Genomic DNA, 21,969 nt, shown 5'->3' on the forward strand with positions numbered 1-21,969 from the left:
GTCCGAGTTGAGTTGGAAGGGCCAACTCCACTGAAAGGTCCTGCTCATGCTGGTCTTCCGCTCCCATGACACTGTTCCCGATGTCATCACTTCACCGACCTTGCGTAGCCTGGCGCAGGAATGGGTGGCGATCAACGCCACCGCTGAGTACCACCGCCAGGTCGCACAGATGGCGATCTCGGGGTGCACCCGACCTGGTGATGTCCTTGATCTGATCGATCGGTCCACCAGCGAGGTCGCCAACGAGCTGCTGTACAACCTGGTGGTTCATGACAGTTACCTGTCTTCGAGGATGGTGCTGCAGGCGCTGCTGCCTCGTGTGCTCAACATCGCCTGCGGCCGTGTCATCTACTCGGGCACACTCGACAACCACATCCAGTCACTGATCAGTGACGTGTGGGAGGCGATCGCCACCTACCCGTCGCACTGCACGAGGTACGTCGCTCTCAACCTCACCCGACGCCGCGGCTTCGTCAAGGAGACCGATGACCGCTGCATCCCTGTGGCAGAGGTCTACGACCTGGTCGATCCCATCCCCGCCGCAGAAGACGCCGGGCTGGAGCTGAACCTGATCTTGGAAGCAGGCCTCAGCGATGGTGCTGTATCCGCTGATGACGTTGATCTGCTGCTGGAGGTCTACATCCAGGGTTGGAGTGCCAGCGAGGCGGCTGAACGCCGCGATGTGAGTGCGGCGGCGATCCGGAAGCGGTGCGAGCGGACCCGCACCCGATTGGCGAAGTCTGCTGCTGCGCTGGCCTGACCACCGATCTCTCATGGCCCTGTCACAGGTGCGCCCGCTGCTGGGCCCTCTCAAAGGTGAGGTGAAGGAGAAGGGAGTGGAGATGAACGGCATCGACCGCAGGACCCGCTGTCGAGTGGGGGAGTTGGCATCGAGCCCGCTCGACGTCGCGGCCGCTGCAGAAATCCGTGCCGTCATCGCCACAGCCCTGCACCGCACCTCACCCAAGTCCGGCGGGACCCCCCGATCCCGGTCCCGCCGGACTGCACGAAAGGAAGCCACGGCATGAAGCTACTCAACACCCGCAAGGCCGTCGGTCAAGCCCCCGCCGAAGACCAGGCCCCGGTGAACATCGCCGCAGCGAACTGGACCCGGGGCCAGCAGCTGGCAACCAGCGTCGCCCGCGTGCTGTTGTGGGGGCTGGTCGCCTGCGCACCCCTCGGGGTTGCCGTCGGAGCGGTCGCGCTGACAGCCGCGACCCGTCCGGCCGCTGAGTCTGCGGCCGCTGCAACGCCCGAACCCGACGGCCGGAGCGAGGCCACCGGAGTCGCGGAACACGCAGTGACCACCTGGCTGGCCGCGACCCGCTCAGCCGACCCACAGCCCGACGGGTTGGCGCCGGTGGCAGACCTGCCCACCAAGGCCCTAGAGGTGTCTGACCCGGGTGCGGTCGAATCACGGTGGGAGGACGGCGCCTGGGTCGTGACCGTCGGTATCACGGTGACCAGCACGACCCCTGCCACCGATCAGATCAGCGAGCCGGAGACGGTGGCGCGGCGCCGGTACTTCCAGGTCCCGGTCGCCGTCGATGCGAACGGGCAGGTGAGCGTGTTGACCCTGCCCGCGGAGGTGGCTGGCCCGACGCTGACCCCGGCCCCCGATAGCGGCTACCGCAGCACCGTTCCGCCGGCCCACCCGGCGGCCGTGGCGGCGGGGGACTTCCTTGCCGCGCTGCTGACCGGCGCAGGGGACATCACCCGCTACACCGCTCCAGGGGCTGAGATCCGGGCGGTGACCCCCGCGCCGTACATCGAGGTGGTCGTCGAATCGGTGGCGGCCGCCGATTCGCCGCCGGAGAGCCCTGTCGAGGGGGAGACCGTGGTGTTGCTGGTGCGGGCACGAGCCCAAGACGCGACCGGCGCCGTGACCCGCTTCGACTACGTGCTGTCGATGGCGGTGCGCTCCTCGCGGTGGGAGATCACCCAAATCCGAGGCGCCCCGCAACCAGCTGGGGAGGTGTCAGCCGCTGACTCTGCTCCCACCGTCCCGTCCACCAACCAGTAGCCCGAACACATCATCCGTTTCTAGAAAGGACCACCCATGTTTCCTTCAGCTGGCGTCTTCGATTTCGTCAACGGTCTCGCGGCCGAACTCAAGTCCACTGTCACCGTCGCTGTGGTGGCGTTGGCGATCACGTTCATCGTGGTCAACGCGATCGCCTCCAAGCTGTCGGTGGCCAAGATCGTCGGTGCGCTGGTCACCGCCGGCATCCTCATCGCCGGCGTGCTGGGCATCGAGGGCATCGCGAGCATGTTCACCACCGAACTCACCTAGAGGCTCGTGATGGCGTTGAAGTGGTACACGAGGGCACGGAAGTTCCCTCAGCTGATCGGTAGAACACCGGATGGCACACGCATCCCCGGCGGCCCCTACACCTACACGCAGGTGGCCGCCGGGGTGGTGACCGCCGTCGTTCTGGCGCAGACCACCTGGCTCTGGGCCCACGGCGGCCTGATCCTCAACGCCACCATCTTCATCGGCGCCACCGTCGGCGCAGTGTTCGCCGCCGGGAAGCTGACACCCGGGATGCGGAACCCTATCGTGCTGGCCTCCGGCGCCCTCAACCTCATGAGCAGCGGCTACCGCCTCGACGGGGCCGCAATCAGAGACCCGAAGCCCAACACCGCCACAGCAGCCGGACCCGTGACCGTCTTCATCCCCGCCCCAGGGCTCGCGAAACCCACCACTGCACCCCTCACCGAGCCGGTCGCTGTGCCCGCACCGATCCGCTCACTGCCTGCCACTGAGCCTCGACCGGTGCCGGGTCCGGCGTTGAGTTCGGTGCAGCGGCTGCTCTTAGGAGAAGCATCATGAAGATCCCCACCGTTGCCCTCTACGACAACCTGCGGTTCACCACCACGGGCCAGGTGTGGGCCGATTTCCTGCTGACCGGGGTGAACTACGGTCTCCGGGCCCCCGACGAGAAGGAACGGGTGCGGCTCCTGCACCAGGCGTTGCTGCGCTCGTTGCCGGGGGAGTCGCTGATGCTGGGGCTGTGTTCCACCCTGGACCCCCACCAGGTCGTCGACCGGATGCTCAACGGACTAGACCCCGCCCAGTGCCCCGAGTGGGTCGCCGAATGCGAAGCCACGCTCCACACGATCGAGCAGCTGCGCCCCGGCTACCGGATCTTCTGGCTGTCGGTCCCGCTCGCCAACGACGGCACCACCCTCTCCACAGCCTGGAAGGCAGCCCGAAGCAACATCGAGGCCACCCTCGGTCTTCCAGTGGGGAAGCCCTCACCTGAGCAGCTCAAGGCCGCCGGGATGAAAGCCAGGCAGGTGGCCGAGTCGATCCCGGCACCCTTCCACCCGACCCCCGCCACGCCGGCGCAGATGGTGTGGCTGCACCAACACATGATCGACCGCGGCCTCTACCTCGACGGACTCCTCCCCACCCCCGGCCCGAGCACGGTGGCGAAGCGCCGCTCCGCGCTGCCGGCCCCTTTGCTGGATGAGGGTGGCCGAACCGACGACGAGAAGAAGACGACGGGCGTCAACCCGTTGAGGCGCCGCTACCTGAAGGTCCAGTCCCCGGCACCAGGCGATGAGGACGCCGCCTCCTACCAGGCGATGCTGATGGTTGCCGACGTCCCCGACGGTGAGCTGCCGTTCCCCGGCGGGGAGATGCTGGGCCGCATCGACGAGTGCGGCCTGGCGGTCGACTGGGCCATGCGCCTCACAGTGCGGTCCTCGAGCGAGGTGCTGCGCTCCAACCAGCGGGCCCTCGAAACGCTGAATGAGCAGTTCAACCAGCGCGAAGGTGAACTGTCCCACGGCGTCTCGGCGCTCGACCGGCACGCAGGCGATCTCAGCGAGTACGCCGCGCTGATGGAAAGCAACAAGCTCGAAGCCGAATGCCAGGCCACGTTCATCCTCTCCGTGGCCGCAGCCGACCCCGACGACGTGCGCGCCCAGGCCAAGGCCCTGGCCAGCTGGTTCAGCGAGGCCGGCTACAAGCTCGCGCAGCCGGTCGGGTATCAGCAGGAGATGTGGTGGCAGACCCATCCCGGGGTGCCCACCTCAGCGTTGACCCGCGAGTACGCGCAGTTGACGACCTCGGAGGCGTTGTCGGCCATGGTGCCGCTGTCGACCGCGCACGTCGGTGACAGTGCCGGCACGCTGCTGGCCATCAACATCAACAACGGTCCCATGCTCGACGAGGACACCCCGTGTGGCTCGGCACCGCTGATCTTCCACAACCCCGATGGCGCCACCGACCGCAACGTGTCGGGCTCCACCGCCTACATCGGCGATCTCGGCTCCGGGAAGTCGTTTGCGTTGAAGAAGGAGGCCGGCGCCATCCTCGATCGCGGCGGCCGCGTCATCGTGACCGACCGCACCAACATGGGGGAGTGGGCAGTGTGGGCCGAAGCGTTGACCGACCCCCGCATCGTCGACGTGTCGCAGCCCGCCTGGTCGCTGGACCCGTTGCGGATCTTCGACCCCGCCACCGGCTCGCGCGTCGCCCAATCGTTCCTCACACCCCTGCTCGACATCGCCCCCACCTCCGAGCAGGGCGTGCTGCTCTCCGAAGTCCTCGAAGTCGACTACCTCACCCGCCACAACATTCGCGGGTTCGGGTCGCTCGTCGACCACCTCGCCGACCGGTGCACCATCACCGGCGCCAAGGAACTGGCCCGGCTGATCCGAGTGTTCAGCCGCAAGGATCTCGGCCGCGTGGTCTTCGACGACACGCTGCCGGCCCTCAACCTGGACCATCCGGCCATCGTGGTGCGCACCCACCAACTGACGCTGCCCAAACGCTCCGAACTGGACCACGAACACCTGTTCCGCCAGATGGGGCTGGAGAAACTGTTCGGCCGGGCCGTGTTCGCCCTGATCACTGCGATCGCCAAACACGAGTGCTTCCGTGACCGCGACCAGCTCGCGGCGTTCGTCGTCGACGAAGCCCACGCCGTGACCAGCTCCACCGAAGGCACCAACGAACTGGTCGACTTCATCCGCGACGGCCGCAAGCACCGCGCCGTGGTCTACCTCGGCTCCCACGACCCGGATGAGGACTTCCCCTCCGAGACGATGCGAGGCCTGATCCCGTTCAGGGTGCTGATGCGACATAAGGACAAGACCTTGGCGCAGAACGGGCTGCGATGGCTCGACCTGGACCCCAACGACCCGGCCCTGATCGAGCTGATCACCAAAGACACCTCGCCGCAGCTCGGCGACGAAGTGCCCGTCCATCGCCGCGGCGAATGCCTGATCCGTGATGCCTCCGGCGCCGTCGGACGCGCCCGGATCCTCCCGCCCGCCTTGACCAGCCGCGACCAGGCCGCCCGCACCGGCGGCCGCCGAGACCTCGCCGCATGACCCCAACTCAGCCTCGACGACGGCGGCGATGGGTGCAGGTTTTGATCCGCACCCTCATCGCCGCCACGGTGTTGACGCTCATCGGCAACGTCGCGTTCGTGGCCGCCGACAGCGACGGCAACCCTCTGGGTCAAACCATCCCGGCGCTGTCCTGGATCCAGTTGGCCGACCACAAAGGCATCAGCCTGTGGAACTACGAGCTGACGATCAACTACCACAGCGACATCTTCAACGCCGGCGCGATGATCTCGGCCCTGTTCACCGAGATCTTGTGGCGCGGCTACCTCGGCTGCGCAGCCGTCGCGATCTGGTTCATCGACTGGGTGGTGTCGTTCGAGTGGCTGGACATCATCACCGCACCCCTGATGGCCATCGGTGACGCGCTACTTGACGTGATCAGCCGCCTCGGGCTGGCGCCGGCGTTCCTCACCGTCGCCGCCCTGGCCGGCGCCATTTTCGTCATGCGCGGCAAGATCGCCCGCGGCATCTACGAGATGGCCATCGGCGCCCTGGTGGTGGCCCTGTCAGCAACGGTGCTCAGCAACCCGATCGCACTGGTCGCCGGCCCTGACGGCTGGATCTACCAGGCCCGAGACCACACCCTCGAACTGGTCGCAGCCATGGGCGACCAAGCAGAAACCGACCCCAACGCCATCACCTCCGAACTGATCACCACCTTCATCCGCCAGCCCGTCCAACTGGTCTCGTTCGGGCAGATCCTGGACGGCACCGCCTGCGAAACCGTCTACGACGACGCCGTCCTAGGCGGGCCCTACGGCTACGACAACAATGTGCGAGAGGCCGTCGCCGCCTGCAACGAAGACGCAGGCACCTACGCCGAGAACCCCAGCGGCGGAATGGTGACCTCCGTGTTCCTCCAATCACCAGCCGGCCTCGTGGTGCTGCTGATCGCCATCCTCATCGGCGGCACCGTGATGCTCTCCCTCGTCTCGACGATCCTGGCCTCACTGAAAGCCATCATCAACCTGGTGCTGGCCGTCCTCCCCGGAGGAGCCCGACGACCCCTCGGTCACGCGTTCGCCGAGATGTTCGTCGGCATCGCCACCTTCGTCTTCGCCATGTTCTTCCTCGGCACCTACCTGATGGTGATCCAGGCCGTGTTCCGCGCCCACGAAGGCCAACCCTCCAAAGCGTTCCTCATCACCCTCATCGTCATGATCCTCGGCCTGATCGCCTTCCTGCGCTACCGCAAGGCCCTCAAAGCCGCCACCAACCGACTCACCGACTGGATGACCCAACGCCCCGGCGCCGGCTCCCCACGACCCCTCGCCCCGGCCGGACAGGGCGCCCACTGGATGAAAGCCGCAGGCCTCTACGGCGCCGGCAAAGCCTTGGCCTCACCCCAAGGCCGAACCGCCTTGAAGAACACCGCCGCCGTCGGGGCAGCCGCCCTGACTGGAAACCCCGCCCTGGCCAGCCGGGTCCTGCTCAACCACGCAGCAACCAAGAAGGCCAAGACGGTCCTCGGCAACGCCGCCACGCCCCCGCCGCCACGCGCCGGGGAGCCCGACGGATACCTGGCCTTCTCCGGACGAGCCGCACCCCGCCCCCGGACGACCACAACCCCCACCGCCCCGGGCACCGGTGCTCAGACGGCCGGGGACGACACCGTCATCGACGGGGTGATCGTCGACCCCTCGCACGGAATTAACCGGTTAATTCAGGCTGGGTCACCCCAGCAGCCACGACTGCCCATGCGCCGCGTCCCCGTCCTCCCCCTTCCGCCCACCCGACCCGCCAGCCTGCGCCCGACACCGCCACGCCCCGAACTGCCCCCGCCCCCCACCGCCTCGGGTGACGCCCCCCAGCCGCCGTCCCCGCCGTCGCGCCCGACCCCGCCCCGGAAGCCGGCCGCACCACTGCACACCACCCGCCGGCCACAGCACGAGCCGCCCCCCCGCACCACCCCAGCGTCCTCGGCGCCGGGTAGTAGGCAGACGCGGGCGCTGCGCCGCAGCGGGCAGCGGCGGCCGCGATGACGAAGTGGATCGCCCTCACCGTGGGGGTGCTGCTCCTGGCCGGTGTGGGGATCCCGGTGATGATGGTCATGGCCATGGCCACGATGATCGGCGGCGCCCAGCAGCAGGTCAGCGCCGCCAACGCATCGCTGTGTTCGGCCAGCTGGCAGGGCGACGGCATCACCGAAGCTGACCTGACTTCGCAGCAGCTCGACGCCGCAGCCACCATCTACGCGGCCGCCCTCGACAGCGGTCTCGGCGCGGCCGCGGCGATTGTGGGGATCGCCACCGCGGCCCAGGAATCCAACCTCGGCGCCGATCCGCGCACCCTCACCCCCAACGGTGACGGCGACGTCGGCCTGTTTCAACAGCGCAGCCTCGTCGGCTGGTACGCCAACGGCGCCACCCAGGCAGACAACATCGCCATCCTCAACGACCACGCCTACGCGGCCCGCACCTTCTTCCTCGGCAATACCACCAGCGGCTATCACATCCCCGGCCTGGCCGACATCGACGCCTGGCAGGACATGCCGGTCACCCAGGCCGCCCAAGCTGTGCAGCGCTCCGCGTTCCCTGACGCCTACGCCAAACACGAAGCCCTCGCCCGCGCCCTAGTCCAGCGGCTCGCAGGCGGGGCAGCCGGCCAGATCCTGTGCGCCGGCAGCATCGGCGGCACCTTGGACTGCCCGGCCACCGGGATGAGGACTGAAGCAGGCCTCCAACCTGATGCCCTGCGCGGCCTGCGCTGCATCAAGCAGAACTGGACACAGATCACGGTCATCGGTGGCACCAGACACGACCCCGACTCCGACCATCACGTCGGCAACGCCATCGACCCGATGATCCCCGACTACCGCAGCCCCGCAGGGATCGCGCTCGGCACCGACATCGCCGAATGGGCCCGCACCAACGCCGAAGGCCTCGGCGTGACCTACATCATCTGGCGCAAGAAACTGTGGTCAACCGGACGGGCCAGCGAAGGGTGGCGAACCTGCGGGGTCACCGCCTCCTGCTACTCCGGCACCGACCCCTCCGCCGCCCACCTGGACCACGTCCACATCAGCTTCCACGGCGCCATGGGCACAGGCAACCCAGCCAGCACCGGCGCAGTCGTCGGCGGCATCTCGCTGCCCATCGACCGCGGCAGCTACCGCCTCACCGCCCGCTACAACCAGGCCGGGAAGGCATGGGCCTCCGGCTTCCACACCGGCCTCGATTTCGCCGCCCCCGAAGGCACCCTCCTGCGCTCCATCACCGCCGGCACCGTCACCACCACCGCGTGGCACTCGGCCTACGGCAACCTCACCCAGATCACCGCCGACGACGGCACCGTCTTCTTCTACGCCCACCAGCACAGCCGCACAGTCCACCAAGGCCAACGAGTCACCGCCGGCCAACCCATCGGCACCGTCGGCAACACCGGCAACTCCTACGGCGCACACCTCCACCTCGAGGTACGCATCGGCGGCCGAACCGTCGACCCCGAAACCTGGCTCTCCACCCGAGGACTCACCCCATGAACCTCAAACCCGCCTTCGCCATCGTCACCGCCCTGATTATCACCGGCATCCTCCTCGGCGACAGACCCACCACCCCTGCGCCGGCCGCCGCCCCGACGACCACCCCGTCCACACCACCGCACACCAGCCGTCGCCAGGCCACCCCGAGCCAGCACAACGACACAGTCGGCGATGGATTCCACGTCCCCGACGAGTCCCCGGTCGCGACCCCCAGCTACGACGGGGGAGAGGACCCCACCTGGACACTGCCCGCCGCCGATCAACAGGGCGCCGTCAGCGCCGCCGCACAGTTCATCGACGGGTGGCTCCAACCCGACCCCACCCTTCGAACCCAGATGCTCCGGCCCGTCGCCGCGGAAGCCCTCGTCGCCGACCTTGCGGGCGAGGATCTGCGGATCTGGACCACCACCGCCACCCAAGATCCGCAGATCGTGGAGCTGGCCTCCACCAACGCGCTGCTCCGTCAACCTTTCACCGACGGCCGATCCATGGACCTGCTCCTGACCGCCGAACCCAGCAGCCTGCACGGGTGGATGGTCACCCACATCGCCCCCACCACCGGCCGCTGAAACCGCGCTACACATCGTCGCTAGCGCGCAACACCGGGCCTAGAGTGAAGCCATGACAGAGACAGTCGAACACGACGGCGTCGGCTGGCGGATGGTCATCGCCGAAGGCCGAGACCACCTGACGCTGACCATCGAGCAGCAGCTCGACCACGACTGGCTCCCCACCCAACGCTGGCATGAACCCGCTCCCGAACCCAGGCACCGCAAGCAGGCCATCACCGAATCAGCCCGCGCCCACGGCTGGATCACCCCCGCAGAACGCTGGCCCCGCACCCGCAAAGACGGCACCCTCATCCTCGAAGACCTGTTCCCCTACGACTGGGAACGCATCCTCCGGGACGCCACCCGCCTCCGGGAAGAAGCCCTCGCCCACGCCGCACAGATCGACCGGGCCTGGCGCCTCACCATCAACGCCGCCGGCACCACCGGCGGCATGCGCATCCACGAGCTCGCCGAAATCTCCGGCCGCGGCCGCCACGCCATCTACCGGATGCGCACCGACGACCTCGGCGCCGACGACACCGCCCTGCTCACCGAAATCCGCACCACCAAGGACCACGCGTGACCCCCCAACGCCCCGCCCCGGTCAGACCACCAGACGAAGCGATCATCTGGCTCGACTACACCACCGGCCAAGGCCTGGACCCCGCCGGCCAAGCCATCTCACCGATCATCGCCGGCCGCCGCAAAACCCCCACCCTGTTCGACCTCCTCGAAACAGCCCGCTACGCCCGCGCCACCCGCATCATGCTCTGCGGAAACCTGCCCACCGGCTCCGCGTGGCTGCTACCCACCCAAGCCCAGATCGCCAAAGGCACCGACCCCACACCCGGCTGGACCGACGTCGGCCACTACCTCGACACCCCACCCCGCGGCCGCTTCCGCCACACCGACACCCAACACCGCATCACCGTCACCACCACCGCCGAATGGTTCGGCGACCGCACCCTCACACCCATCGAAGCCGAGTTCGCCTACAAAACCCTCACCCGAGTCATCGCCCACGCCATCGACCGCCCCGACTGGGGCCTCATGCGCAGCCCCTCCGCCACCGGACTCAACATCTGGAAGCAACGCTTCGACGGAGTCCGCGACTTCCTCATGGAACCCATCGACCCCGACATCGGCCACCTCATCCAATCCACCGAACCCCAGCACCGCTTCGAGCACTACGTCTCCGGCCCCGGCCTATGCAGCTGCGGCGACTGCGTCGCCCTGATCACCAACACCGACGAAGACATGCCCGGCTTCGCCTACGCCGACGGCCGCTTCATGTACCACGGCGTCACCCGTGGCCTCACCGGATCCGCACCCGCCACCATGCTCACCGCCACCCAAGCCCAAGAGCTCTTCGAGGGCGACGACAACTACCCCGCCCGCTACAAGATCCGCTACACCATCAGCGACTGGTGGGATCACATCGGGTTCTTCCCCATCAAACTCGAAGGCGCCGGCCGCGGCTGGCACTGGCCCAACCGCCCAGGATTCACCGGCGAAACCTGGATCAACTCCAAGGAACTCCGCGCAGCCCGCCTCGACAGCGACTGGAACATCGAGATCCTCGAAGGCATCGCCTTCACCCCGAAATCCAACGTCATCGAACCCTTCGCCAACGCCATCGCCTCCATGCTCAAAGGACTCGACACAGGCCTTACCCGCGGCGCCATCGGCCCCGGCGCCCATTCCGCCGCCTCCTCCGCCATCAAACACATGTTCCGCGTCACCATCGGCTCCTTCTCACGCCGATCCCGCACCACCACCCGCTTCGCGCCCAGCTTCGAGCAGGTCGCCCCCAACGCCGTCGGCCGCGTCCAGCCCGCCCCCAACGGCGGCTTCGTCTACCAGGTGCCGTCCAAGGGCCGACCCGACGACGCCGAAACCTTCCACCCCGAGATCGCAGCCCTGGTGTGGGGAGCTGCCCGCACCCGCGTGCTCCGCGACCCACGCCCCCGGAAATCCTCAGCACTCTACGGCGCTCTGCAGATCGAACCCTCACAACTGATCGGCATCCAAGGCGACGCCATCTACACCACCCACATCCAGCCGTGGACCCTCCCCGAGGCCCGCGGCGGAGCCGACGACGGAGCCAACGGCCGCATCCGCCTCAAGGGCTACCTCCCCGGCCCGATCAAACCCCCACAGACCATCGACGTCCGCCAACAGCTCTCCAACAGCGCCGAACAAGCCGGCTGGGAAGGCTAACCAGTGGCCACCTCCCAAGAGCTCATCCTCGAGCTCCGAGCCCAAGGCTTCTCCAACGCCGAGATCGGCCGCCGACTCGGCCGCGACAGCTCGCTGATCGGCCAGATCGCCAAGGGCGCCAAACCAGGCGCGAACCTGCAGCAGGCCCTCACCGAGCTCGTATCCGTCGGCGAAGTGAAAACCCCACCGTTCCGCCGTACATCCTCCGACGGAACCCTGGCGAAAGTCCGCGCCACCAAAGGCCACGAATCGGTGGTGCCTCCTGCACCCCGCGGGCAACGGATCCGGACCGTCACCAAGTCGACAGCGCAACCCAAGACGCTGCCCAAGAAGCGCCCCACCGGCCAACGCAACCTGCTCTCACACCAGGCCAACAGGCTCCCCAACGGCCGGGAGCTGCATCGCGTGACTGTCCCGAAAACGGACCGGGCCCGCAACCGCTCCGCCGGCTCGAAAGTGATCGCGGACGTCGTCGCCCGCGCCGCCGCCGCAGGCCGACGGATCTCCGGAACTGTGTGGGCAGAGGTACAGCGCAAGGACGGCACCAGAGACCGCATCCCCGTCCAGATCGGTGGCCACGGCGGCTACAGCGCCCAATCGATCCACGACTCGATCCAGCACAACCCCGACGCCGCATTCGAATGGGTCGACGGACAGATCCAAGGCCGCTACCCCGAGTTCGAGGGCGGATTCACCGTCGTCGCATTCGACCTCGACGTATGGTGACCCACCCCCCACCCCCCGCACCCTGCCCATCGACGCGCCCCTACGGCTGGGGGACCGGGGCACTGCTGGCCTGGTGGGTGACCCGACACCAGCTCCAGAAACCCATCATCACCATGCTGGCCGCCGCCCTCGCCTTGACCACGGCAGCGATCGCCTGGCCGCTGGGAGCTTTGTCCACGGCCAGCCTCATCCTCCTAGGACTGGCGACGTTCTACGGCGCAGTCGCAGCCACCACCGTCGCAGCGCATCTGATCACGCTGCGCCGCTGGGCGCGAGGCGGATGGCTCGTTGGGTACTTCACCGCCGACGCCTCCCAACTGGTGCACCCCGAAGACGGGGCGTGGGTGCTGAGTGAACACCACGCCCGGCGCCGCGGCCGCGGGCACGGCGCGCGGTTGCGGGCCGTGGTGTGGCCCCACCTTGTCTGTGAAGCGGACCGCCTCGGGGCTGTTGTTCGTGTAGCTACCCGAGCGAGGAAGCTAGCAGATCAGTACTTGGCAGAGGTTCATGGTCTGGTTGTGGATCGGCTTGATGCAGGTGTCGTGACACTGACGCGTGCCCCCATCAGTCAGCGCGAGCGAGATGAGATGGGCCGCTCCCGCGGCGCTTCGCCCATACCCTGATCCCTATGGATTCGGTGCTCACGACACTGCTGACAGGGGTTATTGCTGTCGTAGTCGGGTCCATCGCCCAATTCCTCGACCGGTCCTGGCGGCGGGCGAGGGGGAGCACGTCCGCGGCAGAAGCCTATAGCGACCGTGTTCAACGACTCACAAGAACGCTGACCGAGTCGGCAGGAGAAGTAGAATCCGTCGCCCGCGAGATGTCTGAACTACTCGAACGACGTACTGAGGCGTTGGTGGCTGCCGAGCAGTCTCTGGCCGAAGTGGAGGTGAGAGAGAAGGCTCTTGCCGTGCGTCTAGAGAACCTTCGGCAGGTCGCCCCCGATAGCGTGAAGGTGTTCGAGGAGCTCCTTGATCGCAAGATGGAGCTAAGTAGCAGGTCAAGCCGTGTCTACTTCATCTGGGGAGTCGTCGCGACCGTCGTTGTTGGCCTTGTTGGTCTCTTACTCGCGCCGTACGTCGCGGCGGCCCTATGACGGCAAGTCAGTTTTCAGCTGCCCCGCTCGTGACCGTGTCCCATAGCCCGATCTGCTCGTGCAGGTGTCGACGCTCGCGCTCGCCTTCGGTGAGAGCGTAGTCGAGGCTGGCCGACTCGAACCGCTTGAACTGGTAGATGGCGTGGTTCAGATGTTGGGCGTTGAACAGACCGAGGTCGCTGAGGGACTTGAAATCGTCGACGGACAGCCCTGTGACACGCTCGAAGAGGACTGAGTCGAGCGACTCGATGACGTGCTTGAGGGCTTCTTCGCGGTAGTCGGTGGTGTACATGAACACAGGGATCTTTGCGAGGAACTTCTGCAGCTTCTCGCGGATCTCGGCGCGGCGCTTCGCGGTCTCCGACTGAGTCTTCTTCTGATCGGGGGTGAGTTTCCCGCCTTGCTCACGCTTGGCCTTCTTCAGGTCCTTGGTGTTGGTGATGACCTGCTGGGCGTTGTCTACGAGTGCTCGGAAGTCCTCCAGGTTCTCCAGAGCCTCCAGTAGGGCCGGCTGGGCTAGCACGCTGGCCAGGGTGTGCTCGTTGACGTCGACCAGCAGAGGCGAGTTCCATCGGCGTGCGAGTGCTGCAGCGCCTATGCCGGCGCTGGCCCAGTCCAGGACGGCGGTGGCGTCGAGCTGGGTCATGGCTCCGCCGGTGAAGCCGAAGATCGGCAGGTAGTTGATCAGCTCGCCGATGGCCTGGGAAGGCGTGGTGTCGCCGGTGGTGGCGAGCTTGGAGCCGTACTCGGCAACGAGCGACAGGGCGCGGTTGGGGTCGAACTCGAAGACGTAGCAGGTTGTCTTGCGCAGGTCTAGGTTGCCCTCGGCGTCGCGATAGGACCAGGGCGACTGGACGCGGAAGGCGGCCTGGAAGTAGGACTCGGGGCTTTTGAGCGACCGCAGCATGAGGATTGCGCCCCATTCGCGCACGGTGATGCCGGTCATCAGCTTCCCGCACGACAGGGTGATTGAACCGATCCGGTCGCCCTTCTTCACGTCCTCAATGGCACGTTCGACTGGCGGCAGTGCTGCGACGCCCTGGCCGGCCTTGTTGCCGGCGGCGATCACGATCTCGAACTGGGAGAAGTATGGATGCCTTTCCAGTTGCTCGGCCATCGCGAAGCAGGCCGCGACGTTGTTCATGTACCAGACCGAGTGTTTCACAGCGGACTTGAACCGCACAGCCTCGAATGGGAAGGGCGGCTTGTCCTGGGTGAGCACCTGCAGCTTCATCTGGTCCGACAGCTTGCCGCGCAGCATTTCCAGGAACTCGCCGACCTCATCGGGGCGTTCGAACTCGTGCTTGCCGTCTGGCAGCCGTTTGGCCTTGAATAACTCGTTGAGGCTGAAGCCGCTGAACTCGCCGTCCTCGGCGTAGTCAGCGGCGTCCTTGCCCATGTCGTAGGAGTACATCTGCATCTGCGGCAGCGTGATGTACGGGTTGGACGGTGGGTCGGGCCACAGCGCCTTCTCGCGCTGCTCGTCGACATATGTCCAGTTGAAGATCGCGTCCTCGGTGAACTCGCCGTCGGTGATCGCCCGAAACGGTGTGCCCGACAGGTAGAGGTAGTGCTTGGCCTTGACCTCCAGTTCCTCGGTCAGGTTCTCAGCGGTCACCTGCTCGTCGGGCTCGTCGACCTCGGCCTCGGCCTTGTCGGTCGGGTCGTACAGCGCGCGGGCGGAGTCGCGCCAGGCGCCAAAATGGTACTCATCCAGGACGATCGCATCCCAGTCGATCAAGTGGATGACCTCGTTCTTGGCCTTGATGTGGCCCTCGGCGTCACGGCCACCTAAGTCTTGCAGCGACGCGAACCAGACCACTGGACCGGCGTAGTCCGCAGCGTCGTCGCGCTCCGCCTCGCTGGATTCCTTGTCGACGTAGCGCCAGCCGTCAAAGTCGACGTGCGAGACCAGATCGTCATGCCACGCGGTCGCTACGGCGGGCTTGAAGGTCAGCACCAAGACGCGCTCCCAGCCCATCTCCTTGGCGAGCTGGTAGGTGGTGAAGGTCTTGCCGAACCGCATCTTGGCGTTCCACAAGAACTTCGGTGCCTTGCTACCGGCTTGGTTCCAGAAGTAGGCGGAGGTCAGATCCACAGCGGCCTGCTGCTCGGGGCGCATTGCGAAGGATTGGGTCCGCTTGGGCTGGTAGGCGATGCCGGAGCGCACCACCTGGATGGCAGCCTTGACCTCGTCAAGGGTTGCCTCGAACCACTCCCCGCCAGTGCGATTGATGCCAGCCGCGACTAGGGCGGAGTGCACGTCGTGGTCGGAGAACTCGACGCCGTCGGCGCGAACGGCATCTTCATCGAGTAGGACTGAGACGCCCTTGAGCCCAGGGTAGGCCGTGTTCAGTTGCTGTTTGATCCGCGCGCGCGCGGTCCCCTTGGTGGTCTGGCCAACCTTCAGCAAGCCATGGCCGGTGATGAGCTTGGAGCCCTCGGCGCGTTCCCAAGGCTCGGCGTCCTTGCCGACGACGGAGTAGACGTAGATCCGGTTCGTCACTCGTCGTCTTCCGACTCGTCGTCGCCGGACTTGGCCGGCCGGTACTTGGACCCACCGGGGAGGTGGGAGGCGGGGATCGGCGAGTCCAGTGATAGGTTCACCGATCGTGGCTTGATCGACTTCTCGATGTAGTCGATCTCGTCTTGGGTCAGCTCGAAGTGGGCGTAGAGGTCCTCGTCGGTCCAACGCCGGGTCATATCCAGCATCGGCACGAACCGGAAACGATCCGGCGTTACGTGCTGCGTGGCCTTCCGCTGCAGAACGAGGAATCGCACGAATTTCGTAGCGAGGTAGTGCGCGAAGTTCTCGGTCTCCTCCCTGGTGTCGAACATCCCGGGGATGAAGTAGGTCTGGGTGCAGGCTGAACCGGGTGCGAGAGCAATCGGCTCGCCGATGACGGTCTGCCGGAGGATTCCATCTTCGACCTGCTGTCCGCCGTTGTAGGCCATGGGGAGGAGCACTTTCCACCGATCGATCCACGCGTGATTTCGCTGGATTTGGTCAGGGCGGCTGTACCCAACCTTGTTGACGTAGATCAGTGGAATCGCCCCTCCGAAGGGGGTATCCACACTCCCGGCGTAGTTCGAGCGCACCGTCAGCCCGAAAGGCTTCGTGACAGAACTGGACTGTTCAACCATGGAAAGGGCCGTGCGAGCCTTGGCGATAACGCTCACTGCCCTGTTGTCGCGGACCAGGACCCCTTCTCCATCACGCAGATCACGGGTAGCAGTGTCCGTGACACGGCCTCCGATACGCGTGACAAACTCGCAGTCGCCGGAGTGCTCCCGATCCCACAAGAAGTATGAAACCCCGCCTTGAATCTCCACTCCTGGGAAACAGTCGAAGACCTTGGGGTTGTCGACGATCACACGAAGTCGGCGGTCCTGAATCATCGCGTCCCGGAAAGCGTCGAGCCCTTTGCCGCCGGTGAACCAGCGTGAGGGTGTGATCATCAGGACGTATCGCGGGTCAAGCGCGAGGGCCTGCTCCACGAAGAGATGGTAGACGGTCGACGCGGTTGCACCGAAACCCTCGGTGCTGATCTGGTACGGCGGGTTTCCGACGACGACGTCGAACTTCATGGTGGCCGTCTCCTTGGTGGGGTAGGTGCCGTGGATGAATGAGTAGGCATAGTTCTCGTGCTGATTGCCGCGCTCGATCGAGTCTGGAACCCGGCAGATCTTGCACTTGCCGTCCGCGTCGTAGGTGTGGTGGGCGGGGATGAACGGGAGATTGCCCTGCGGGTCGTCGAATCGCACGATGCTGTGTGTGCTGGATGCATCGGCAGCGCAGTAGACGCTGCGCCGGGAGATGATGCCGGTCATTTCGGTGATCGAGGTGCCGAACAGCATGTTGCGGAAGATGTGCTCGCGGCGCTGGACGAAGTCCGGCTCCCAGCTAGCCAGGCTGTCGAACAGGCGGGTAGCGACCTCCCGCAGGAACACCCCCGATTTACTGAACGGATCTAACCAGACGAAATCCGGCCGGCTCCACACCTCATCAGGCAGCAGTCCGAGCATCGCTCTGGCCAGCTCCGGTGGTGTCGGCACCTCGTCGTTGGAGAGCTGCGCGAGGCAGTCGAGGATATCCGGGACATGACTCCCGAAGCGCTCGGTCGTCGTCGTCATGCTCGAACCTTCCTCGGATCTGCCACCGGCGCCGGGTTGTCGGCTAGGACCGAGTAGTGGATCGGCACCTCGTCAGCCTTCGGCACCGAGAACAGATCCATTTGGTCGGACTCGCCGGCGGTGGACCATTCGCGTTGGAAGGTGCCGTTGCGTCCGGCGCGGTAGTCGACCCACTCGATCACGTCGAGGTCGATCAGCGTGTTCGCCAACACGATGTTGGTCTCCAGCACAGCCTCGACAGCGGCGGCAAAGCACTGCGTGGGGACCTTGGTGTTGAGGTCGTTGTCGAGGTGCGACTGCAGGACGTGCTTGAGCCGCTCCTTGGATTCGGCGACGTTCTCGCGGTCGATGTCGATGGCGTAGATCGAAGCGAGCGCGCGTAGCAGTCGGTGCTCGTAGAGCTGGACCGACCGGTAGCGAAGCGAGCTGGTGTGCGCGATCTTGCGGCGCAGGATCTCTTCGAGGAAGTTGCCCGACCCGGCCGCTGGCTCAAAGAACTTCCGGTCGGTGTTGTTGGGGTCCGCGGTCGACGGAAACATGTCCGGAATCAGGTCGAGCATGGCGGTCACCTCTCGGGTGTGGGTGTAGACCTCCGCCAGGTCACGCACCCGTTGCCGCGTCTTGATCTGCAACGCTGCTCCTCCTGCGATCCAGTTGGGTTCCTCACCCATTCTGGCAGGGCGGGGACGCCATCCCCGCTTAGCACCCGCAGGACGCAGGAATGAACCTGGGTCAAACCGATGACGAGGACGTCCACTCTGTCGCTACACCGAACGGACGGAGATCTAGGCTGGGGGCCATCTTCAATCCGCAGGGGTCTGACCAGCCCCTGAACCCGAAGGGGACAAACCAATGGACCTTCACCAGCTCCGAAGCCTGCCGGCCGATCACGTCGATCTGATCATGACCTCAGCGATCGCGTTCGGGGTGATCAGCGCACCCCCAGGTGCTCCGCGGCCCAAGCAGCTGCTTACCGCCGTGGCCCAACGAGTCGGCGCGGGGTTGTCCCTCCGCAACCAGATCGTCGATCCGGCCGGCTACCGCTACCGGCCTGTTCGAGGGCCTCTGGATGTGCGCGACGTGCTCAAGGCCTGCCACGCTGCGCAGTTCGCCTATCGAGACACTCGACTGTGGGCCGGGTCAAACGAACAACGCGTCGTCGACGGGGTCGCGAAGGCTGCCGCAATGCGGATGCCGGGTTATGAACTATCCCCCTGGGTGTGGACCCGACCGGCGGAGGAGGTGATCGGCCATGCGCCGGCCGACACCTGGCGTCCCGACGACCTCGAGGGAGTGGAGTGGATCGACGACGTCGACGATTTCGTCCAGCGATGGGGAAGAGCCAGAGTGGTTCTGCTGACACCCGCAGCGCTCGAGCAGCTGCCTACTTTGTCGGCGCGACCGCGTGTATACGTGGTTGTCGGTGTCGACCAGGCCGCAAGTGTGATCCTGGAAGCAGCCCGGCACCCCGTGGAGAGCGTGTTGGTGTGGCCGGAGGCGGGGCGATGGCTGAGAGAACAGCTTCTCCTCTAACATGAGAGACGGCCGCAAGGCCCCCAGCGTCCTCGGACCAATCACGGCAGGGATGTCGTGACCGTCGACGTGTGGCGGGCGCGGAAAGGGTTGGTCCCCTGACCGCGCCCCCACCGGGACACAGCTTGTCCCGCTCCGAGGCTCGGCCTCCTGTCGCCATCCTTGCGGTCAGCGGCATGCATGGGCTGTCACGACGTCCACAACCCGACACAGCCCCACGTGTCGGGGGCTCGACCTATGCTGGCGCGAGCAACCTGCCTGGATTGGGTGAGAACCACGACATGAAACGTACCTGTGGGGGTCTTACGCAAAGGGGTATTCCCTGTCGCAACGCCCCAGCGGTAGGCGCCCTGAGGTGTCGCCATCACACCCATATGTCCGTAGATGGCCCAAGGGTGTCAAGATCCAGTCCGGTGGGCCCCACGGTGGCTGTGACGGAGCAGGTCATGTCGCCTGTTCTTGGTTCTCTGGCGGCGTCGTTTGGTGATCTGGGGCTGGGTGCGGGGGCGTCGGCGTTGTCGGGTCTGGTTGCGGGTCTTGCCTCGGACGTGTCTGTGTTCGATCGCATCAATGTGATGTCTGCTGCTGTGACGGAGCAGGTCATGTCGCCTGTTCTTGGTTCTCTGGCGGCGTCGTTTGGTGATCTGGGGCTGGGTGCGGGGGCGTCGGCGTTGTCGGGTCTGGTTGCGGGTCTTGCCTCGGACGTGTCTGTGTTCGATCGCATCAATGTGATGTCTGCTGCTGTGACGGAGCAGGTCATGTCGCCTGTTCTTGGTTCTCTGGCGGCGTCGTTTGGTGATCTGGGGCTGGGTGCGGGGGCGTCGGCACATTCTTCCGCTGTCGCGCTGTTCAACGCCCAACATGTGGGCATGGCATCGGCACTGTCGAGGATGCTTGCCCCCTTGGACGTTGTGGATTGGATGCCTGGTGCATCGGGAAGAGTCCACCCGAGTGCGGTGCCGGATTCAGTGGCTGTGCAAGGGCCCGCGCTCACGCCGTCAGGCCTGTATCTCCCGAGCCAGACGGAGACGCAGGTCTTGTTGTCTGACTCAACCGGGTTGGTGGGGGACCGCATTGCGTTTGGCGCAGCCTCGGCCGCAACTCTCTTGATCGAATTGGGTGTTTCTGGGGGATCAGCGGAATGGCTCATCTACCTGTTGCCCTGGATCTGGCAACTGCTCTACAAGACACAAACTGGGCGGTGGGAAGACTCTTCTCTGTCAGAGTTCCGACGACTCTTCGGTAAAGCGCAGTAGTTCTGTTCTCGCATCGAGGTCTGGAGATTTCGAACGTCGAGTTCACATGCATCGCTGCTCTGATCCAGATCGCAGGGCTCCCTGCACTCCCGGCTACACCGAGCGGATCATGTCGACGGGTTAGGAGCTCCACGACCTTGAGCAAGATCCTGGCAATGCCCACCACCCCGACCCCTACCCGGGTCGGGGTGGTGGGCTATTGGGGTTTGGCTAGGGGTTTTGTCCCTATTCGGCGGTATGATGGAGCCATCCAATCAGCAGGGGGTTTGACCAGCTCCCTCAGACCGGAAGGGGTCTATTCTCATGTCTCGTGAAACTCTCGAATACCTCAACGCGAACACGTTGATCGGGTTCACCGCGAAGCGTGGGCAGGCGTGGCACTACCGCGAATCACTGCAGGGCGTGGAGCCGAACCACTACCCGGGCGCGATCCCGGTGGAGGATGTGCGGCGCCGGCTGTTCGGGTGGGAGCCGGTCGAAGCGATGTCGGCGGCCATCGTGATGACCGGCGACGGCGTGCAGACGATCGTGGATGAGACGCGGAAGCAGATCGTGCACCCCGACAGCGGCCAGGTGCTGGGGGTGTTCAAGTCCGGCTATCAGGTCCACGGCTACGACGAGTGGCTGGTGCGCAACGTGGAGTCCATCTTGGACGATGACGATTTGCGGATCGGTTCGGCCGGGCTGCTGCGCGGCGGCGCTCAGGGATGGGTGCAGATCGAAACCGAGGCCACGCAGAGCGTCGAGGGGGTGGAGCACCGCCCGTTCCTGACGGCGGCCACCTCGATGGATGGATCCATCGCCACCACCTACGGTGTGGGCACTCAGGTGGTGGTGTGCGACAACACACTGTCGGTCGCGCTCGGTTCGTTCGCCAGCTCGGTGAAGGTGCGGCACTCCTCGAAGTCGCTGGGCCGACTCGGTGACGTCCGCGACGCGCTGCAGCTGGTGATCGGTGCGGGGGACGCGTTCGGCGCCCAGGTGCGCGAGCTGATCGCCCAGCCGGTCAGCGAACCACGATTCGAGAAGTTCCTTACCGCGTGGACTGCCGGCCCGACCGACAGCAAGCGGGCGCAGACCCTGGCGGAGGGGAAGCGGGACGCGCTGCGCGGACTCTGGCGCCTCGATGGGAGGGTGGCGCCGTGGCGTGGCACTGCGTGGGGGGTGGTGGCTGCGGTGAACACCTACGCCCAGCACGAGGCGCCGATCAGGGGAGCGGACCGGGTGACGCGCAACGCCGAGTTCATGGTGCACGGCCGCTACAACACCCTCGATGCCGGCACCCTCGAACTCCTCGCGACGGTCTGAACCGTGGACGCGTATCAGGAGGGCTTCAAGGCCGGGTACCGCTCTGCTCAGCAGTTCTACGGACTCGCGGCCCGGGAGCGTCTGGACCGCATCGCAGAGGCCACCAAGGCACTGCGGGAGTTGATCGCCGCTCGCGGCGGCCACCCACCCGCCGAGCTGGTGGACTACCTCGACGAGGTGACCGGCCACACGACCGCCGACACACACCACCGCGCTAACGAACTACAGTAGCGCGCTTGCGCGCACCAACTACGCGTGCACACGCAACGATAAGACCGGTTCGGCCCGCTTGCGGGC

The 21,969-nt window shown here is 66.0% G+C and carries 19 protein-coding genes; 16 read left to right on the forward strand and 3 right to left on the reverse strand.

Annotated features, from left to right (window positions below; genetic code table 11):
- The first annotated feature begins 46 nt into the window (after positions 1-46).
- From ACZK5D_RS15585 to ACZK5D_RS15640, 12 genes are all read left to right on the forward strand, one after another.
- Positions 47-760: an RNA polymerase sigma factor gene (locus ACZK5D_RS15585; protein WP_463665950.1), complete on the forward strand. Its 714-nt coding sequence runs from the start codon at positions 47-49 to the stop codon at positions 758-760.
- 264 nt (positions 761-1,024) lie between these two features.
- On the forward strand, positions 1,025-2,023 hold the full coding sequence (locus ACZK5D_RS15590) for a hypothetical protein (protein ID WP_463665951.1): 999 nt from the start codon (positions 1,025-1,027) through the stop codon (positions 2,021-2,023).
- 36 nt (positions 2,024-2,059) lie between these two features.
- Positions 2,060-2,293 carry a hypothetical protein gene (locus ACZK5D_RS15595; RefSeq protein WP_182800708.1) on the forward strand — a complete coding sequence of 78 codons (234 nt, stop codon included), beginning with the start codon at positions 2,060-2,062 and terminating at the stop codon, positions 2,291-2,293.
- A 9-nt stretch (positions 2,294-2,302) separates the two neighbouring features.
- Positions 2,303-2,833 carry a hypothetical protein gene (locus ACZK5D_RS15600; protein WP_463665952.1) on the forward strand — a complete coding sequence of 177 codons (531 nt, stop codon included), beginning with the start codon at positions 2,303-2,305 and terminating at the stop codon, positions 2,831-2,833.
- Positions 2,830-5,346 carry an ATP-binding protein gene (locus tag ACZK5D_RS15605; RefSeq protein WP_463665953.1) on the forward strand — a complete coding sequence of 839 codons (2,517 nt, stop codon included), beginning with the start codon at positions 2,830-2,832 and terminating at the stop codon, positions 5,344-5,346. Before ACZK5D_RS15600 ends, ACZK5D_RS15605 begins: the two co-directional genes overlap by 4 nt.
- Before the next feature lie 41 nt (positions 5,347-5,387).
- Positions 5,388-7,346: a cation diffusion facilitator family transporter gene (locus ACZK5D_RS15610; RefSeq protein WP_463665954.1), complete on the forward strand. Its 1,959-nt coding sequence runs from the start codon at positions 5,388-5,390 to the stop codon at positions 7,344-7,346.
- Positions 7,343-8,845: a M23 family metallopeptidase gene (locus ACZK5D_RS15615; protein ID WP_463665955.1), complete on the forward strand. Its 1,503-nt coding sequence runs from the start codon at positions 7,343-7,345 to the stop codon at positions 8,843-8,845. Before ACZK5D_RS15610 ends, ACZK5D_RS15615 begins: the two co-directional genes overlap by 4 nt.
- Entirely contained in the window at positions 8,842-9,414 is a 573-nt protein-coding gene (locus ACZK5D_RS15620; RefSeq protein WP_463665956.1) for a hypothetical protein, read from the forward strand. Before ACZK5D_RS15615 ends, ACZK5D_RS15620 begins: the two co-directional genes overlap by 4 nt.
- A 52-nt stretch (positions 9,415-9,466) precedes the next feature.
- A complete protein-coding gene (locus ACZK5D_RS15625; protein WP_463665957.1) occupies positions 9,467-9,979 on the forward strand; it encodes a hypothetical protein in 513 nt (170 codons plus the stop codon).
- Positions 9,976-11,616, forward strand: a complete 1,641-nt coding sequence (locus ACZK5D_RS15630) for a hypothetical protein (RefSeq protein ID WP_463665958.1) — start codon at positions 9,976-9,978, stop codon at positions 11,614-11,616. Before ACZK5D_RS15625 ends, ACZK5D_RS15630 begins: the two co-directional genes overlap by 4 nt.
- Before the next feature lie 3 nt (positions 11,617-11,619).
- Positions 11,620-12,342 carry a helix-turn-helix domain-containing protein gene (locus tag ACZK5D_RS15635; RefSeq protein ID WP_463665959.1) on the forward strand — a complete coding sequence of 241 codons (723 nt, stop codon included), beginning with the start codon at positions 11,620-11,622 and terminating at the stop codon, positions 12,340-12,342.
- 628 nt (positions 12,343-12,970) lie between these two features.
- Positions 12,971-13,441, forward strand: a complete 471-nt coding sequence (locus tag ACZK5D_RS15640; RefSeq protein WP_463665960.1) for a hypothetical protein — start codon at positions 12,971-12,973, stop codon at positions 13,439-13,441.
- Between the two features lie 7 nt (positions 13,442-13,448).
- On the opposite strand, the gene ACZK5D_RS15645 is transcribed toward ACZK5D_RS15640, so the two are convergent.
- The 3 genes from ACZK5D_RS15645 to ACZK5D_RS15655 are packed head-to-tail and all read right to left on the reverse strand — an operon-like array spanning position 13,449 to position 18,246.
- Positions 13,449-15,947, reverse strand: a complete 2,499-nt coding sequence (locus ACZK5D_RS15645; RefSeq protein ID WP_463665961.1) for a GIY-YIG nuclease family protein — start codon at positions 15,945-15,947, stop codon at positions 13,449-13,451.
- Complete coding sequence (locus ACZK5D_RS15650; RefSeq protein WP_463665962.1) at positions 15,944-17,575, reverse strand: Eco57I restriction-modification methylase domain-containing protein; 1,632 nt, start codon at positions 17,573-17,575, stop codon at positions 15,944-15,946. Before ACZK5D_RS15650 ends, ACZK5D_RS15645 begins: the two co-directional genes overlap by 4 nt.
- Positions 17,572-18,246, reverse strand: coding sequence for a 6,7-dimethyl-8-ribityllumazine synthase (locus ACZK5D_RS15655; protein WP_463665963.1), 675 nt, complete (start codon positions 18,244-18,246; stop codon positions 17,572-17,574). The genes ACZK5D_RS15650 and ACZK5D_RS15655 overlap by 4 nt, the downstream gene beginning before the upstream one ends.
- A 181-nt stretch (positions 18,247-18,427) precedes the next feature.
- Between ACZK5D_RS15655 and ACZK5D_RS15660 the strand changes: the two genes are divergently transcribed.
- The 4 genes from ACZK5D_RS15660 to ACZK5D_RS15675 all read left to right on the forward strand — a co-directional run bounded on the left by ACZK5D_RS15660 (position 18,428) and on the right by ACZK5D_RS15675 (position 21,903).
- Positions 18,428-19,108 carry a hypothetical protein gene (locus tag ACZK5D_RS15660; RefSeq protein ID WP_463665964.1) on the forward strand — a complete coding sequence of 227 codons (681 nt, stop codon included), beginning with the start codon at positions 18,428-18,430 and terminating at the stop codon, positions 19,106-19,108.
- 446 nt (positions 19,109-19,554) lie between these two features.
- Positions 19,555-20,364: a hypothetical protein gene (locus ACZK5D_RS15665; RefSeq protein ID WP_463665965.1), complete on the forward strand. Its 810-nt coding sequence runs from the start codon at positions 19,555-19,557 to the stop codon at positions 20,362-20,364.
- Positions 20,365-20,667: 303 nt separating this feature from the next.
- A complete protein-coding gene (locus ACZK5D_RS15670) occupies positions 20,668-21,672 on the forward strand; it encodes a TIGR03299 family phage/plasmid-derived protein (RefSeq protein ID WP_463665966.1) in 1,005 nt (334 codons plus the stop codon).
- A 3-nt stretch (positions 21,673-21,675) separates the two neighbouring features.
- Positions 21,676-21,903, forward strand: coding sequence for a hypothetical protein (locus tag ACZK5D_RS15675; RefSeq protein ID WP_463665967.1), 228 nt, complete (start codon positions 21,676-21,678; stop codon positions 21,901-21,903).
- Positions 21,904-21,969: the final 66 nt, after the last annotated feature.

Source organism: Tessaracoccus yangjingae, from assembly GCF_055326235.1.